Consider the following 14,781-nt stretch of genomic DNA (forward strand, 5'->3'; position numbering starts at 1 on the left):
CGTTGCCCGACGATACCTTTGTCGTGGCCGCCTTCGAGCTGAAGGAGGCCTTATCCCGACCGTTTAAACTGACCCTCAAGCTGGCCAGCACCTTCGCCGACCTCGCCGCCAGCGATGTGCTGGACCAAGGCGTGGAACTGGTGGTCTGGCAGGACGGCCAGGCCCTGCGCAACGTCCAGGGCGTGGTGACGTCTTTCAGCCGGGGCGACAGCGGCCACCGCCGCACCCGCTACGAAGTCGAGGTGCGACCCGCCCTGTGGCGCCTGGACCTGATGCACAACAGCCGCCTCTTCCAGCAGCAGACCCCGGATGTGATTCTCGGCACCCTGCTGGACGAACGGGGGCTGGTGGACAAGACCTTTGATCTGAAGCGGACTCCGCAAGAACGGGAATACTGCGTCCAGCACCGGGAAACGGATCTGGCGTTCCTGTCCCGGATTGCCGCCGAGGAAGGCTGGCACTACCGCTTTGACCCGACCACCGCCGGTCAGCCCATTGTGATCGCCGACCACCACCGGGATGCCCCGCAACTCCCCGAGGTAGGCTACAACGCCACCTCAGGGGGTTCCCACAAGACCCCCTGCGTCTTCCAGTTCAGCTACACCGAGACCGTCTCCGTGGCCGGCGTGGCCCTGAAGGACTACACCTTCAGGAACCCCGCCTACGCCCTGATGCACCAGGCCCATGCGGCGGACCTGGACAGCCAGCGCAGCGACTACGAGCACTACGACTACCCGGGCCGGTTCAAGGGCGATGCCTCCGGCCAGCCCTACACCGAAGCGAGGCTGGACAGCCTGCGCCGGGACGCCAGCGTGGGCAGCGGACAGAGCAACCGCCCGGACTTCAGCGCCGGCGCCAAGGTCACCCTGTCCGGCCACAGCACCGACACCCTCAACCGGGACTGGCTGATCACCCAGGTCACCCACACCGGCCAGCAGCCCCAGGCGCTGGAAGAGGAAGGCGGTTCCGAGCCGACCACCTACAGCAACACCTTTAAGAGCGTGCCCGGGGATACCACCTGGCGGCCGGAACCACCCGAGCGTCCGATCATGGACGGGCCCCAAATCGCCCTCGTCACCGGCCCGCCGGGGGAGGAGATCCACTGCGACGAACACGGCCGGGTCAAGGTCCGGTTCCCGTGGGACCGCTACTCGAAGAACGACGAACACAGCAGCGCCTGGCTCAGGGTCAGCCAGGGCTGGGCCGGAGGAAGCTATGGTTTCATGGCCCTGCCCAGGATTGGCCATGAAGTGATCGTCTCCTTCCTGGACGGCGATCCGGACCAGCCAATCATCACCGGCCGCACCTACCATGCGTCCAACACACCGCCCTACGCGCTGCCGGAGCACAAGACCCGCACGACATTAAAGACCCAGACCCACAAGGGCGAGGGCAGCAACGAACTGCGCTTCGAGGACGAGGCCGACAAGGAACAGATCTACGTCCACGCCCAGAAGGACCTGGACCTGCTGACCGAAAACGACCGCACCGAGGTGGTCCACCACAACAGCCACCTCACCGTCGACAACGACCGCTATGCCCACATCAAGGCCAACGACCACAGCACCGTGGATGGGGAAAAGCGGGAGAAGGTGGGCCAGGACCACAGCTTCGACGTCACCGGCACCCTCCACCTCAAAGCCGGCACCGCCTGGCTCAGCGAATCCGGCCAGGAATTGCACATCAAGGCGGGCCAGAAGGCCGTCATCGAAGCCGGCGCCGAAATCACCCTCAAAGGCGGCGGCAGCTTCGTCAAGATCGACCCCAGCGGCGTCGCCCTTAGTGGGCCGGCGATTAACCTCAATGCCGGTGGTTCACCGGGGAGTGGGTCGGGGCAGGGGGCGAAGGCGCCGGATAGGCCGGACACCCTGGAAAGTGCCGCGAAGTCCACTGAACCGGCGGCACTGGCGGAAGTCGGACAACGAATCAACGCGGAAGCCGTCGACGCGAATGACTTGTTTACGGCCGCCGCGGGGCGAGTCCCGGCGGTGCAAACATGCCAGAAGAAAAAGGACGGAACCTGCAATGCCGAGAATTGCGCCTGTGTTGCCTGAAACACCAGAAAGCATCGGATTCGATTCAGCGGCACGTCGTTACGGTATTGGACGCGGGCAGCGTTGCCTCCTGCTCGTTGACGCCGCGCAGTTTGAAAAGAATGTCATCCTGCAACGCCTTTATGCCCTGGACGACACGCCGGACTGGTGCTGGCTGTTTGAGAACAGCGAACTGGCAACCCACGCCGAGGCCGGTCCCCTTGTCGTAGACACCAGGACCAATAGCCGTCTGGTCCAGCATGCGATTGCCGAGTGGGCGCGTAGTGGCCTGCTCCTACTGGTTGCTGACCAGCCGAGAGACACGGTGCTTAAGGGCTTGAGAAAGGCGCTGACGGCCAACCTTAAAACCTTCGGCCCCACGGTTTTACGAGCCTACGACGCGCGGTTCCTCCAGATCATGAACGCCTGTCAGCCAGAGCGCTTGTCGGCGATGGTCGGGCCGGACACCACCTGGCTATGGTCTGTTGATTTACCGGAATCCGTGGAATGGACAGGGCACCGGAGCCTGGACCCAGTCCCGTCCACGTCCGGATTCCATGATCGGGAGTTCGAACGCCTGCTCGGCTGGGTTTCCGGATGGGCCGCGTGCGCAAAGACGATGCCAGCGGGACGCAGCGCGAGTGCCGAGGACCTGGCGGCTTTTGTCGCGGCCCAATATCGGTCTGGAATAGATATGCCTGAAGAAGAGACGACCCTGGAAACCCTATGGCAGCATTACGAGCGTGCCAGTGCCTGATTTTCCTGCGGTGCAATGGATGTAAACGTCAGCCTGTCTGAATTACGGCAGGCCCATGGATGAAAAGGAAAGCGTAGTATGCCTGCGGTGCAAGCGGCCTCATGTAAACCCTCAACGACCTTCTGGCTGGAACTGACGGGCGAGAAGTCTCTGGACAGCCATCAGTATGCCTTGGTGGATGGGGAGGGCGGCGAAGCGATTCAGCTTGCGCCGTCTTCCGAATATAAAGGCAGAAGGGGCCCGATCCTGGCTGCGGAAATCTGTGAATCAAAACCGCGATCACTCGTCTTGCAGCTTGAGGGCAAGGAAACCATCGATCTCACGCTGATTCCGCAGGAGCCAATAGGTCCCCATGGCCTGAAGGCACCCCAACGGAATGATCAGGACAACCTGATGGTTTCCGTCCATCCCACCCTGTTCTGTGATTCCGGCGAGCTGACCCAGCCCAGGCCGGTGACAGGCTATGAAGAAAGCATCCCCGGCCCCATTCGTACCGGTTGGATTTACGTGTTCTTCAACGGCCGCCTGTGGAGGGAGGTGCTGGTCCAAACGGCTGAAAAGGCCGCCCCGACCTTCAAGGATACGAACCTGTCGTCGGCCCGCGCCGAAGACGGCACCTTGCAAAGCGAACGGCTACCCACTGGCCCTGAGCTGGATGTCATCCATGTCCCCGCCAAGCTGTTGGGCAAGGCGGTTTATGACAAGGTCTACCTGGCGTTCAGCGAAGTCCAGTGGTCACCAGCCTACATCGCGGAACTGGAAGGAAGCGAAACCTATCTCAAGGAACGGTGCCGCGGTGCCACGGCGGTGAAAGCCTTCCTCGAACGCCAGCCCAGTTCGCTCTACAACGACTGGAAAATCATCGACGACCTTCCACCCATGCGGGCACGCGACAATACCCTCGAGCACGACGTGGTTCTGACTGGCCAATGGTTATCGGATGTGGATGGATCCAGAACCAAGACGGCGCAGCAGGCCTTGATCGAACAGCGCAACGCCATCGAGAAGGACCAGGATGTCGTTGAGGCGGACTACTACATCGCTGGACCGTCGTTGTATCCGCGCTGGCGCCTGTTGCACCTGGAGGAATCCGACTTACCCCAAATAGAAACCGGCCAGGATGTGTTTGAATCCCTCCGGGAGCGCCACCTTCTCGCGCTCCATCTCCGAGATCCCTTACAGGCAGCCCGGCACCTGTCACAGCAATTGAACGGGGCTGCGGCGCTATTGCTGTCACTGGTCAATAACGTCAAAAAGCGCCCTTTTGGTACAACAGCGGAGCTTTTTCACAATAACTTTCGTCGCGAGACACTGCCTGATGGTACAGCGAACCCACTCTATATTGAGGAAGGCTGGTTCAACGGCTGGATGGACACGCGCATTGATTACACCGATGCCGGGCGGTTGAAGCGAACCGTATACGACATTGAGCGAAGCGCCATCAGAGAGTTTCTGGCCCAGTCCCAAGGTGCTATTACGCGCCTGGTTCGTGATGAGCGGGCAGAAAATCTGACGTCTGTTTTCCGGGACTTTTTCTCACAGGAATCCGGCGATGCTGTTGCCGGATACTTCCAGTGTGATCCATTACTCCAGGCCCTGTCACTCACGCTCAAAGATATTGATCCGCTGCGCTTACCCCAGGAAACGCCCAGTGATAGCGGTGAGAATCCGCAATCCCTGGGCTTGGCTATTGTCACCGGGGAGCATCCGCTGGGGAAGATGTTATTGCCGCATGTGGAAGCTGGCGAAGAAGTGCGTATCGCCCAGGCATCGGTTCCTAAACTTAAGGCCATGGTCAGCGCCCTGGAAGACCGGGGGCATGAGCTGCACTCGTTGGAAGCCAACGTATTACGTGAAATAGCCGACCACCAGGAAGAAGAGGTGGCCCCTGATGTCACGGCCGCAACGGCGGCGGTTAGGAGCTCTTTTCGCACGGCTTCGCCGATAGCGGGGAGTATCGCTAATTGGTGGCTGTCTTCGGTGGTTGCTGAGCTGAAAAAATCGGGAGACGTGTTCAAGGTCAAGGTCGAACGGATCAAGGGCGCTTTCAAAGGGTTTGCGGACGCAGCCATTGCCGGCCGGACCCGGTTGCAGTTCGAAGGCGCCGACGATGGGCGCTGGGCCATTTTTATAGAAGCCCTGGACGAACAGGGCAAGGTACTGACGTCGGGGGCGACGGCAGCCGCAGCCTATAACGTTGTGGATGCGAACAGCTTCAACGGAAAGGTCCAAAATAAGCGCATTGGACGCTGGCTGCATCAGTCTGCGACGAGTCCTACGGGTTTCCCTGGAATTTTGGTGGTTTTTGATGTTTGGAATCTATGTTCGAAACTTCAGGTAGTTATTGATAAAGGTGGCATACTGAATGCCGCATGGGTATTTAGTGCCATTGCAGACTTGGGAATTAGTAGCGCTAACCTGATTTCTCATTTACCGATTCACTATGGGTGGCAGGAGCGTTACATACCAAAATGGCAAAAAGAGGCGGGATGGTTCAAGTCGTTTGCCAGCAAGGTCAATGCGGGCAGTTCTCGGGCCGAGACTGTGGCCAGAAGCCGGTTAGGCGCAGCAGGTTACATTGCGGGAAATGCTCTAACGGCCTTGATGCTTATCGACACGGCAAAAACCTTCTTCAACGGCCATCGGCGTGAAGGCTTTGTAAAACTGGCCCAAACGAGTGCAGTTCTGGGCATGGTAAATTCCGATATTATCGCGGCCCGGATCGCAACGCCGGCTGCCAAGCGGGTGATCGAAAGCACCAGTGCCCAAGCCATAATGCGCCTTTTGCCGCGCCAAATGGCCTTAGCGGCGGGATGGACCGGAACCGTCGCTTCCGGCTGGATAACCGCCATCGGCTTTGGCATCTTCATGTGGTGCGAGCGGATTCGCTACAGCGTTATGGATGACGGCGTCAGTCAATGGCTGCGGGCGGGCCCCTTTTCCGGTGAACAGGACCAACAAACGGATGCTTACGAATCCGAGGCCAATGCCTATCTTGGACTCGTCAAGGCGATGACGCCAGCCTCGTTTATGCGGATTCCTGAAAGCCGGTTGCAGGCGTGGTTGGACGACAACAAACTGTCATTCTGGTCGGAAGATGCGGCTGCGGTGTTGAGCTTTGCCAGCCCGGTTTTCACGTTGACCGGAAAACCGGTCGAGATTGAACTGGAGCTGACCTATAGCCAACGCCGCTACCGCATTGACGGTATTAACGGCGTTGGCGGCTGGGACACCACTACGCTCGAGCGTGACACGAGGCAACTGGCCACGCGGTCGAAAGCTGATGCGGAAGTGTCGGGAATTATCCATCAATCCGTTGAAATCAGGTACAGCGAAAGCCGTCAAGCCATCGATTTTATGATTGTCAAGGCCCAGCTCCGAGGCCTTACCGCCCAGGCGCCCTACGAACATGTCGAAACGGACTATGCGGTGAAACGCCTAAAGCTGACGTTCGAGGTGGATGTCTGGCAACGATCCTCGGGCCAGTACGAGTCCCAGGAAATCTCACTCGTTATGGAGGACCTGGACATTGAGCGAATGCACTGACAGCGTGGAACAAGGGACGAGCCCCTATCGGGACACTACCTTTCGGTCTGATGCCATCCCCCGGCAGGCTCCACTGAACGATCCAGGCGCTTTTGCCCGGGCCCTGGAAGGCTTGAACACGCTTGAGCGGCTGCCCACAGGCAGCTATGCGGGCCTGGACATTGATGTGAACCCAGAGGTGGTCGAAAGCTTCCAGGAGCGCGCCGCCGGTGAAGTGAGATTGGCGGGGCCACCGTGGAATCATGAAGTTAAACCAACAAATCTTATTAAAACTCGTTGGCAAGTCATATTGTTGTTTGCATCAGGTTTGATTGATCCATTTATTTTTTGGTTTTTCTTTATTTGCGGATTTCTCACATATTTAGTTGTTCTCTTTGCACATGGATTTATGGCCTCAATTAGCGAGGGGATATGGCCAATGCTTTGCATTGGGGGGCTCCATGTCTTCTTTCGATACCCCTTCGCTTGGTACTTGGAACGCCACCCGGAAGTCATGGTCCGGGACTTGGGTTGTGGCTTTTTCCGCACAACGGGCAAGATCAAATTTCGCACCTATTGGGGCAAGGAGACGTTTGAAGCCCCCTTTATCGAGTTCGATCCCTACATCACGTACCACGTCCAGCCCAATGGGCCAGTGGAGAACAAACTGATCCTGCGCCACCGGTATTCCGGCCAACAGACCGAGGTGGCCACCGTGCCGGATAGCCGGCGGTACGAGCTTTATGCCGACTGGGACCAGTTGCAACGCTACATGGACGTGAGTCAGCCCCTGCCGGACATCCCGGCCTTGGAAGCCTACCGGTCCCTCGACCCCACAACCGCTGCCTACGATGCGGCCGGCAAACGGGGCCGACCCGCGAATTATTGGGTCACACTGGACCTGGAGTGGTGGAAACGGGAGGGTTATCCCGAGCACATGAAAAAGATCCGGGAATTCCCCTGGGAGAGTCTGGAAGACAAGATGGAAAACAGCGTGCCGAATTTGCGCGAGGCCGCGATGGCCTGATTACCCGCGCCGTTGGCGGATGCTATGAAAAAACTGGGAAAGAGGTGTTTACGCGCCCTTTATCGAGCTCGATGCCTACTGAGTCCGGCCATGGCGGCCGCTATTACAACCTGGTCCTCCAGTATCGCTATAGCGACCAGCGGCTCTGGATGAAAGGGCTGTTAACCGATGCGCTGAATCCCCGCCTATTGAGGCATGATTCAGCAACTCATGGACGCGGGCCCCCGGACGGACCCATCTTCGACCCCTTCCGCCATCGCGATCCGGTGGGCCGAAGCGGATGCCCGTACCGGTCGCGACCCTTTCAAGTGGCGTAAAATCACGCCCGAATCTTGGCGGGAGCATTACGAGCCAACGTATAGAGCGCGACTATCAAGTACGAACTGGAACCGCACCTGCATTATGGATGCCCGTATTGAAGGAAGGGGTATCCTCGTCAATGAACCGCCCCGGGGGGGGGTATCCTGGCGTGATCGAAGTTGCCGGAGCGTAACGTGTGTCGCCCCAGCCGCAATAGCGACAATAACAACGTCTTGTTGCATGCCCAATGTATAATATTTTAGTTTACGACACATCTTTTGTTAAAAGTTTGTAGTCCTCAATGTAGTGATGGCCACTTGGAATAACTACGGGCTCCCCACAGCACGGGCAATTCGCATTTACATTTATCGCCCCGTTGTAATTTACCCCTTCAGGAAGCTGCATGGTAATTGTGCTATTTGTCCCCTTTGCGCAAGTATAGTCACGCGTTACCTGAACATAAACTTCTGCAGATATAACGCCGTCCTTTAGTGTGATCTTTGGCATAAACAAAAACCTTCAAAATCTTATTTTTCGTTAAACATTCCAAGCAGCATTGTCTATAACGAGATTTAGAAACACCTCAGCCTTTTGCCATCGGCGCACCTACGTAAAATATGGCATCATTCATCAATGATAAGGATCAACTCCATTTTCATGATTGTTTATCGATCAATCTTGACTGTAAAGATGCTTTCTCCCTTTTTCTACAGCCTACCCGCTGCGCTCGCCGGTATACCACAGGAGCGCAGCGAGTAACTATCAAAAAAGTTCCTTGTTACACCTACCTATTTCAGTCCGATTGCCGTAACAACCAGCGCAATCGCAACCCCAATTACTATCTTGCCCCAGCCTGTATTATGCCAAGCAGGATCATCATTTGTTGCGTTGCTTATTGCAATGTCAATGGTGGCTGACTCACTCAAGGTCTCAAGTCCTGCATCCTTACGCATTTCACGCAAAGCGATTTCTTTTTCGATATCAGATTTCAGCTCATGAAATTTTTCACGCAACATGCGATGGTCAGCTATAAACAACGCGCAGATGCCGACAACAACAACTGGAGGCGTAATAACTTTATAGAAATCTATGATACTTTTAGTTTCAAATGGCGCTGCTGGCAGAATTTCCCAAAGATTTCTCAAAGGAAACACCCAAGTCTTTTCAAAAATCCACTTGATGCCTTCATTTATATGAAGCGCAAGAGGAAAGTTGCTGCCATCTGTCAAGAAATACATCCCTTTAATTACCGTCATCAAGAAATAAACAACAGCCAAAAGAGCTATCAAATAAGCCACTCTAGAGCGCTTACTTGATTTTCTTAGCTTATCTGTAAACTTCAACTCAAGCTCCCTCTTCAACAAGAAATGTAACATCCGTATATAAATCGCTGCGATCACCGTTCCAACGACTTACATCTCAATTCAAATATTCCAAAATCTACGGATAAAATCCATGCAGATTAACAAGTTTTGACCATTCGCCTGATTTTTCTATAGTAAGAACAGCCGTAAGGATTAGGGAGTCTCTGATTAACTCAAGAGCTTGCCCAACAGATTCATTCTCACCGCCGGCCACTCGGTCGCAATGATCGAATACACGGCGGTGTCCCGCAGCGAACCGTCACGCAGGATCTGATGACTGCGCAGGATGCCGTCGAGCTTGGCGCCGAGCCGTTCGATGGCCGCGCGGGATGCCTGGTTGAAGAAGTGGGTGCGGAATTCCACCGCCACGGCATCATGATCATGGAATAAGTTACCCAGCAACAGCAGCTTGCACTCGGTGTTCACCGGCGTCCGGCGAACGGCTTTGGCGTACCAGGTGTAGCCGATCGGCGCACGTCGGTTGGGAGCATCGACGCCGTAGTAGCGGGTCGTGCCCACGATCCGGCCGGTCGCTTTGGCGCGGACGGCGTAGGCGATGTTGCCGGCCTCGGCGCCCTCGATGGCCGCCCTGACGTAATCGGCCATGGTCTCCGGTGACGGCACGCTGGCGTACCAGAGCTTCCAGGCCTCGCCGTCACGCACGGCGGTTTGCAGATCCGCCGTGTGGGCTTCGGCCAGCGGTTCCAGAGCGACGTGTTCGCCGTGCAGGGGGTCATTGGGCAGCCACATGGTTCACTCCTTTCATCCAGGCATCCCTGGTTCAGCTTTCGGCCAGATCCAGCAACGCTTGCCCGGTCAGCCGGTAGCCGATCCATTCGCTTTGCGGTTTGGCGCCCAGGGATTCGTAAAACCGGATGGCCGGTTCGTTCCAGTCCAGCACGTTCCATTCGAAGCGGCCGCAGCCTTTCGCCACCGCTACCTGCGCCAGATGCTTGAGCAGGGCCTTGCCAGCGCCGCTGCCACGGGCGGCTGGCGTGACGTCCAGGTCTTCCAGGAACAGGCCGTTCTTCGCCAGCCAGGTGGAGTAGTTGTAGAAGTACACCGCAAAGCCAATGGCCTCGCCGCCGCGCTCGCAGATCAGGACGTGGACGGCGGAGTCCAAACCAAAGATGGACGACTCGACGGTTGCTTCGGTGGTAACCACCTCATGCTCAGCTTTCTCGTAAATCGCCAACTCTCGGACAAAGCGGAGAATCTGCGGGACATCGGCCGGCGTGGCGGTGCGGACATGCGTTTCCTGGTGCCTCGTCGTTGATCCGTTACGGGGTTTGCAGTGTGCCCTGCCAGTAGCCCACGTCCAGCCAGCGGCCAAACTTGAAGCCGACTTCGCTCAGGTGAGCGACCTTGTCCATCCCCATCCTCTCGTGCAGGGCGACGCTGGCGTCGTTGGGCAGCGCGATCAGGCCAATGACGGTGTGGATGCCGCGCTCGCGCAGGTCGGCAAACAGGGCCTCGTAGAGCCGCGTACCCTGGCCCCGGCGGATCTGGGCCCGATCCAGATAGACGGTCACTTCCACGGAATAGCGATACGCCGGCCGTGCCCGCCATTCGACGGCGTAGGCAAAGCCGGTAACCTGCCCCGCCGCTTCCAGGACGAGCCAGGGCAGGCCGTGCTCCTGGCAGCCCCGGATACGGCCAGCCATGGTGTCAGCCGCTACCGGCTCTTCCTCGAACGTGATGACCGTTTGCTCGATATAGTGGTTGTAGATTTCGGCGATGCGGGCCGCATCCTCTATTGTGGCGTTCCTGATCATGCGTCTCTCCAGTCCCTGGACAATCCCGCGATGGGCAAAAAAGCGTTGAACGGCCAATTTATCAGTATCCACCGCGCAAATCATCGGAGGTCGATTGTGCCTGAAACAACATGTCTATAAACTTCGACATATGGACACAAACGACGCCATCGACATTTTCGCCGCCCTGGCCCAAAGCACCCGGCAGGAGGCCTTCCGCCTACTGGTTGCCCATGAACCGGAGGGCTTGCCGGCCGGCGAGATCGCCCGGCTACTGGTGGTGCCTCACAACACCATGTCGTCCCATCTGGCCGTGCTGGCACGAGCCGGACTGGTGCGCTCGGAACGCCGGAGCCGGTCGATCATCTACCGGGCCGACCTGGAAGCCATCCGCGAGACGGTGCAGTTCCTGGTCCAGGACTGCTGCGGCGGACGCCCCGACGTCTGCCAGCCCCTGCTCGATAGCCTGCAACCGTGCTGCGTACCGCCTGCCACTGGAGAATCAACATGACCGTCACCATCTACCACAACCCGGATTGCGGCACTTTCCGCAATACCCTGGCCATGATCCGCGCCTCCGGCGAGGAACCGCAGGTCATCGAGTACCTGAAAAACCCACCGACCCGGGAAAAGCTGCTCGAGCTGCTGCAGGCCATGGCGATGCCGCCCCGGGAACGGCTGCGGCGCAAAGTCACGCCGTACGACGAGCTCGGCCTGGATGATCCGGCGCTGAACGACGAGCAGTTGATCGATGCCATGATGGCCCACCCGATCCTGATCAACCGCCCGATCGTGGTGACCGACAAGGGGACGAGGCTGTGTCGCCCCTCCGAAGCGGTCCTGCCTCCGCTCGCCAACCCGGTAACGGCCTTTACCAAGGAAGACGGCGAGGTGGTTCGCTTCGACGGGAGCACCTCATGAGCCTGGCGGATCTGCCCAACATCGACCCGGAGCACCTGCTCCCCATCGACCACACCCGCCTGGCCGGCCCGGATGCACCACGGCATGCGCCGCGCATCCTGATCCTTTACGGCTCCCTGCGCGAGCGCTCCTACTCGCGCCTGCTGGCGGAGGAAGCGGGGCGTCTGCTGCGCTGGTTCGGCTGTGAGGTCCGCACCTTCAACCCGCAGGGCCTGCCGCTGCCGGATGGCGCCGACGCCGATCACCCCAAGGTGGCCGAGCTGAGGGAGCTGGCCAGCTGGTCCGAAGGCATGGTCTGGGTGAGCCCGGAGCGCCACGGCGCCATGACGGCGGTGATGAAAGCCCAGATCGACTGGATTCCGCTGGCCCTCGGTGGTGTCCGTCCCACCCAGGGCAAAACCCTCGCGGTGATGCAGGTCTGTGGCGGCAGCCAGAGTTTCAACGCGGTCAACCAGTTGCGGGTGCTGGGTCGGTGGATGCGGATGTTGACCATCCCCAACCAGTCGTCGGTGCCCAAGGCGTTTGCCGAATTCGACGACGCCGGACGCATGAAACCGTCCCCCTACTACAGGCGGGTGATCGACGTGTGCGAGGAGCTGGTGAAGTTCACCTGGCTGACCCGGGGCCACGGCGCCTACCTGACCGACCGATACTCGGAACGGGTGGAAAGCGCCGAGCAAGTGTCCCAACGCGTCAACCAACGTTCACTCTAGGATCCGGATCCGATGCTGGCCCTACTGATCTTTATCGTGACGCTCGCGCTCGTCATCTGGCAGCCGCGCGGCCTCGGTATCGGCTGGAGCGCCCTGGGCGGTGCGACCGTGGCCCTGGCGACCGGCGTGGTCCACTGGCCCGATGTGGCCGTGGTCTGGGACATCGTGTGGGACGCCACCTTCACTTTTGTGGCGCTGATTATCATCTCGCTGATCCTCGACGAAGCCGGCTTCTTTTCCTGGGCGGCGCTGCATGTGGCCCGCTGGGGCGGTGGTCGCGGACATGTGCTGTTCCCGCTGATCATCCTGCTGGGCGCGTTCATTGCCGCCTTCTTTGCCAACGATGGCGCGGCCCTGCTGCTGACGCCGATCGTGATGGGCATCCTGCTGCGGCTGGAATTCAGCGCGACCGCGGCCCTGGCCTTTATCATCGCCACCGGTTTCGTGGCCGACACCACCAGCCTGCCGCTGATTATCTCCAACCTGGTCAATATCGTCACCGCCAACTACTTCGGCGTGTCGTTCGAGCGTTACGCGCTGGTGATGGTGCCGGTGAACCTGGCGTCGCTGGCCGCCACGCTGGCCGTTCTCTGGCTCTATTTCGGCCGCCGCATCCCCGCACGTTACGACACCTACAGCCTCGCGAAACCGGCTTCGGCCATCCGCGACCGGCAGGTGTTCCACGCGGCATTTCCTTTGCTCGTCCTGCTGATGCTCGCCTACTTCGTGACCGCTCCGCTGGGCGTGCCTATTGCACTGGTCACGGGTCTGGCAGCACTGGCCCTGATGGCCATCGCCGGGCGCTGGTATACAGCCAAACGCGGTCGGATCATCTCGCTGAAGCGGGTACTGCGCCACGCGCCCTGGCAGATCGTGCTGTTCTCCGTGGGGATGTACCTGGTCGTCTACGGGCTGGGCAATGCGGGGTTGACGGCCAAAGCCGCGCACGCCATCACCTGGCTGGGAGAACAGGGTCCCGTGATCGCCACCGTGGGTACCGGCTTCCTGACCGCGGCGCTGGCGTCGATCATGAACAACATGCCGTCGACACTGGTGGGCGCCCTGGCCATCGAGCAGGCCCGCGTGACGCCGCTGATCCGGGAACTGATGGTCTATGCCAACGTGATCGGCAACGACCTGGGCCCGAAGTTCACGCCGATCGGCAGTCTCGCCACCCTGCTGTGGCTGCACGTTCTGGCTCGCACCGGGCATCGCATCAGCTGGGGGCAATACATGAAGGTGGGACTGATCATTACGCCGCCGGTGCTGCTGGTGACGCTGCTGGCCCTGGCGTTCTGGCTGCCGGCGGTCAGCGGGCACTGAGCATCAGGCGATAGCCGAGACCGTCGATTAACCGGTCGCTGGCCCGGGTCACACCGGACTGGTCGAACGACGCCGGAAGCGCGTAGATTAGAACAAATCTGACCTGGTTCCGGATCTGGCTACGCCATGGGATAACCGCATGCATCCAACCGTCAAGATAACGTCCCGCTGGAGCCTCCGACTGATCCTGATGCTGGCCACGTTGCTTTCCGGACCGCTGTTCATGGCCGCCTGTAGCGGGCTGAACGCCTCCCAGGACTGGCATACGGCGGACCGATCCAGCAGTGGCCTGGCCCCCACCCCGCAGCAGGCGCCGGAAGCGATCGTGCAGGTCTACGCCGCGCGGGCGTTCAGCTGGCGCGGCTATTTCGCGGTGCACACCTGGATCGCCACCAAGGCCGCCAACGCCGACACTTACGAGGTGCATGAGGTGATGGGGTGGCGGCGCGACAAGGTCCGAACCGGCCCCGGCCTGCCCGACCGCGCCTGGTACGGCAACGAGCCGACGCTGCTGGCGGATATTCGCGGCCCCGCAGCCGACCGGCTGATTCCCGCCATCAAGGACGCCGTAGCCCGCTACCCCTACCGCTACGAGTACGACGCCTGGCCCGGCCCCAACAGCAATACCTTCACCGCCTGGGTGATCCGCGCCGTGCCCGGCCTGGACGTGGCCCTGCCCAATATTGCCGTCGGCAAGGATTACCTGGAGGCGCCGTTCGTGGCGGAAACCCCATCGGATTCCGGCTTTCAGGTCTCGGCGTTTGGCTACGCCGGTGTTCTGGCCAGCCTGCGTGAAGGCCTGGAGATCAACCTGCTGGGCCTGTCATTCGGCCTCGACCCACTGGCACTGGGCATCAAGCTGCCGGGGATCGGCCAGATTGGACTGCTGGATCCCTGGCAACCGGATTCGGACTCGTTGGACGACGGGCAGGAAATCGTTCAGCCATCCCCGCAAGCTTGAAATGTGTACATCGACCAGTCATGTCATATTTTTATCGTCCAACCGGCCTGCGTTATTCTAAACTGTATTAAGAGCGATCAGGATCTACCGCTCGCTTAACGGA

The 14,781-nt window shown here is 59.4% G+C and carries 14 protein-coding genes; 9 read left to right on the forward strand and 5 right to left on the reverse strand.

Features of this window, described 5'->3' with window-relative positions; genetic code table 11:
- Positions 1–2: 2 nt before the first annotated feature.
- The 4 genes from EZI54_RS20340 (at position 3) to EZI54_RS20355 (ending at position 7,342) form a co-directional block, all read left to right on the forward strand.
- Positions 3–2,054, forward strand: a complete 2,052-nt coding sequence (locus tag EZI54_RS20340) for a type VI secretion system Vgr family protein (protein ID WP_131483729.1) — start codon at positions 3–5, stop codon at positions 2,052–2,054.
- Positions 2,026–2,790 (forward strand): DUF4123 domain-containing protein, encoded by a 765-nt coding sequence (locus EZI54_RS20345; protein WP_165495820.1) that lies wholly within the window; start codon positions 2,026–2,028, stop codon positions 2,788–2,790. The genes EZI54_RS20340 and EZI54_RS20345 overlap by 29 nt, the downstream gene beginning before the upstream one ends.
- Positions 2,791–2,868: 78 nt before the next feature.
- Positions 2,869–6,336: a hypothetical protein gene (locus EZI54_RS20350; protein WP_131483733.1), complete on the forward strand. Its 3,468-nt coding sequence runs from the start codon at positions 2,869–2,871 to the stop codon at positions 6,334–6,336.
- Positions 6,320–7,342: an MFS transporter gene (locus EZI54_RS20355; protein ID WP_131483735.1), complete on the forward strand. Its 1,023-nt coding sequence runs from the start codon at positions 6,320–6,322 to the stop codon at positions 7,340–7,342. The genes EZI54_RS20350 and EZI54_RS20355 overlap by 17 nt, the downstream gene beginning before the upstream one ends.
- Before the next feature lie 1,088 nt (positions 7,343–8,430).
- Here EZI54_RS20355 and EZI54_RS20360 read toward each other — a convergent pair.
- From EZI54_RS20360 to EZI54_RS20375, 4 genes are all read right to left on the reverse strand, one after another.
- Complete coding sequence (locus EZI54_RS20360) at positions 8,431–8,985, reverse strand: hypothetical protein (protein ID WP_131483736.1); 555 nt, start codon at positions 8,983–8,985, stop codon at positions 8,431–8,433.
- 189 nt (positions 8,986–9,174) lie between these two features.
- On the reverse strand, positions 9,175–9,756 hold the full coding sequence (locus tag EZI54_RS20365) for a GNAT family N-acetyltransferase (RefSeq protein ID WP_131483738.1): 582 nt from the start codon (positions 9,754–9,756) through the stop codon (positions 9,175–9,177).
- A 31-nt stretch (positions 9,757–9,787) separates the two neighbouring features.
- Positions 9,788–10,222, reverse strand: coding sequence for a GNAT family N-acetyltransferase (locus EZI54_RS20370; protein WP_242674538.1), 435 nt, complete (start codon positions 10,220–10,222; stop codon positions 9,788–9,790).
- 64 nt (positions 10,223–10,286) lie between these two features.
- Positions 10,287–10,781 (reverse strand): arsinothricin resistance N-acetyltransferase ArsN1 family B, encoded by a 495-nt coding sequence (locus tag EZI54_RS20375; protein WP_131483742.1) that lies wholly within the window; start codon positions 10,779–10,781, stop codon positions 10,287–10,289.
- 130 nt (positions 10,782–10,911) lie between these two features.
- Between EZI54_RS20375 and EZI54_RS20380 the strand changes: the two genes are divergently transcribed.
- The 4 genes from EZI54_RS20380 to EZI54_RS20395 are packed head-to-tail and all read left to right on the forward strand — an operon-like array spanning position 10,912 to position 13,717.
- A complete protein-coding gene (locus EZI54_RS20380; protein ID WP_131483743.1) occupies positions 10,912–11,271 on the forward strand; it encodes an ArsR/SmtB family transcription factor in 360 nt (119 codons plus the stop codon).
- On the forward strand, positions 11,268–11,681 hold the full coding sequence (gene arsC / locus EZI54_RS20385) for an arsenate reductase (glutaredoxin) (RefSeq protein ID WP_131483744.1): 414 nt from the start codon (positions 11,268–11,270) through the stop codon (positions 11,679–11,681). Before EZI54_RS20380 ends, arsC begins: the two co-directional genes overlap by 4 nt.
- The gene (gene arsH, locus EZI54_RS20390; protein ID WP_131483745.1) at positions 11,678–12,394 is read left to right on the forward strand and encodes an arsenical resistance protein ArsH; all 717 of its coding nucleotides are present in this window, start codon (positions 11,678–11,680) and stop codon (positions 12,392–12,394) included. The genes arsC and arsH overlap by 4 nt, the downstream gene beginning before the upstream one ends.
- Before the next feature lie 12 nt (positions 12,395–12,406).
- Positions 12,407–13,717, forward strand: a complete 1,311-nt coding sequence (locus EZI54_RS20395; RefSeq protein WP_131483746.1) for an arsenic transporter — start codon at positions 12,407–12,409, stop codon at positions 13,715–13,717.
- Here the strand turns inward: EZI54_RS20395 and EZI54_RS24520 are convergent.
- On the reverse strand, positions 13,704–13,862 hold the full coding sequence (locus EZI54_RS24520) for a hypothetical protein (RefSeq protein ID WP_165495821.1): 159 nt from the start codon (positions 13,860–13,862) through the stop codon (positions 13,704–13,706). The two genes, EZI54_RS20395 and EZI54_RS24520, sit on opposite strands and share 14 nt — an antisense overlap.
- Between EZI54_RS24520 and EZI54_RS20400 the strand changes: the two genes are divergently transcribed.
- Positions 13,857–14,678: a DUF3750 domain-containing protein gene (locus tag EZI54_RS20400; protein ID WP_131483747.1), complete on the forward strand. Its 822-nt coding sequence runs from the start codon at positions 13,857–13,859 to the stop codon at positions 14,676–14,678. The two genes, EZI54_RS24520 and EZI54_RS20400, sit on opposite strands and share 6 nt — an antisense overlap.
- Positions 14,679–14,781: the final 103 nt, after the last annotated feature.

It is taken from the genome of Marinobacter halodurans, from assembly GCF_004327985.1.
In the GTDB taxonomy this organism is placed as follows: Bacteria; Pseudomonadota; Gammaproteobacteria; order Pseudomonadales; family Oleiphilaceae; genus Marinobacter_A; species Marinobacter_A halodurans.

Bases quoted from the DNA above. Each gene is read 5' to 3' on its own strand.
- EZI54_RS20345 (WP_165495820.1), top strand. From the start codon at position 2,026: ATGCCGAGAATTGCGCCTGTGTTGCCTGAAACACCAGAAAGCATCGGA.
- EZI54_RS20350 (WP_131483733.1), top strand. From the start codon at position 2,869: ATGCCTGCGGTGCAAGCGGCCTCATGTAAACCCTCAACGACCTTCTGG.
- EZI54_RS20365 (WP_131483738.1), bottom strand. From the start codon at position 9,756: ATGTGGCTGCCCAATGACCCCCTGCACGGCGAACACGTCGCTCTGGAA.
- EZI54_RS20375 (WP_131483742.1), bottom strand. From the start codon at position 10,781: ATGATCAGGAACGCCACAATAGAGGATGCGGCCCGCATCGCCGAAATC.
- EZI54_RS20380 (WP_131483743.1), top strand. From the start codon at position 10,912: ATGGACACAAACGACGCCATCGACATTTTCGCCGCCCTGGCCCAAAGC.
- arsC (WP_131483744.1), top strand. From the start codon at position 11,268: ATGACCGTCACCATCTACCACAACCCGGATTGCGGCACTTTCCGCAAT.
- arsH (WP_131483745.1), top strand. From the start codon at position 11,678: ATGAGCCTGGCGGATCTGCCCAACATCGACCCGGAGCACCTGCTCCCC.
- EZI54_RS20395 (WP_131483746.1), top strand. From the start codon at position 12,407: ATGCTGGCCCTACTGATCTTTATCGTGACGCTCGCGCTCGTCATCTGG.
- EZI54_RS20400 (WP_131483747.1), top strand. From the start codon at position 13,857: ATGCATCCAACCGTCAAGATAACGTCCCGCTGGAGCCTCCGACTGATC.
- EZI54_RS24520 (WP_165495821.1), bottom strand. From the start codon at position 13,862: ATGCATGCGGTTATCCCATGGCGTAGCCAGATCCGGAACCAGGTCAGA.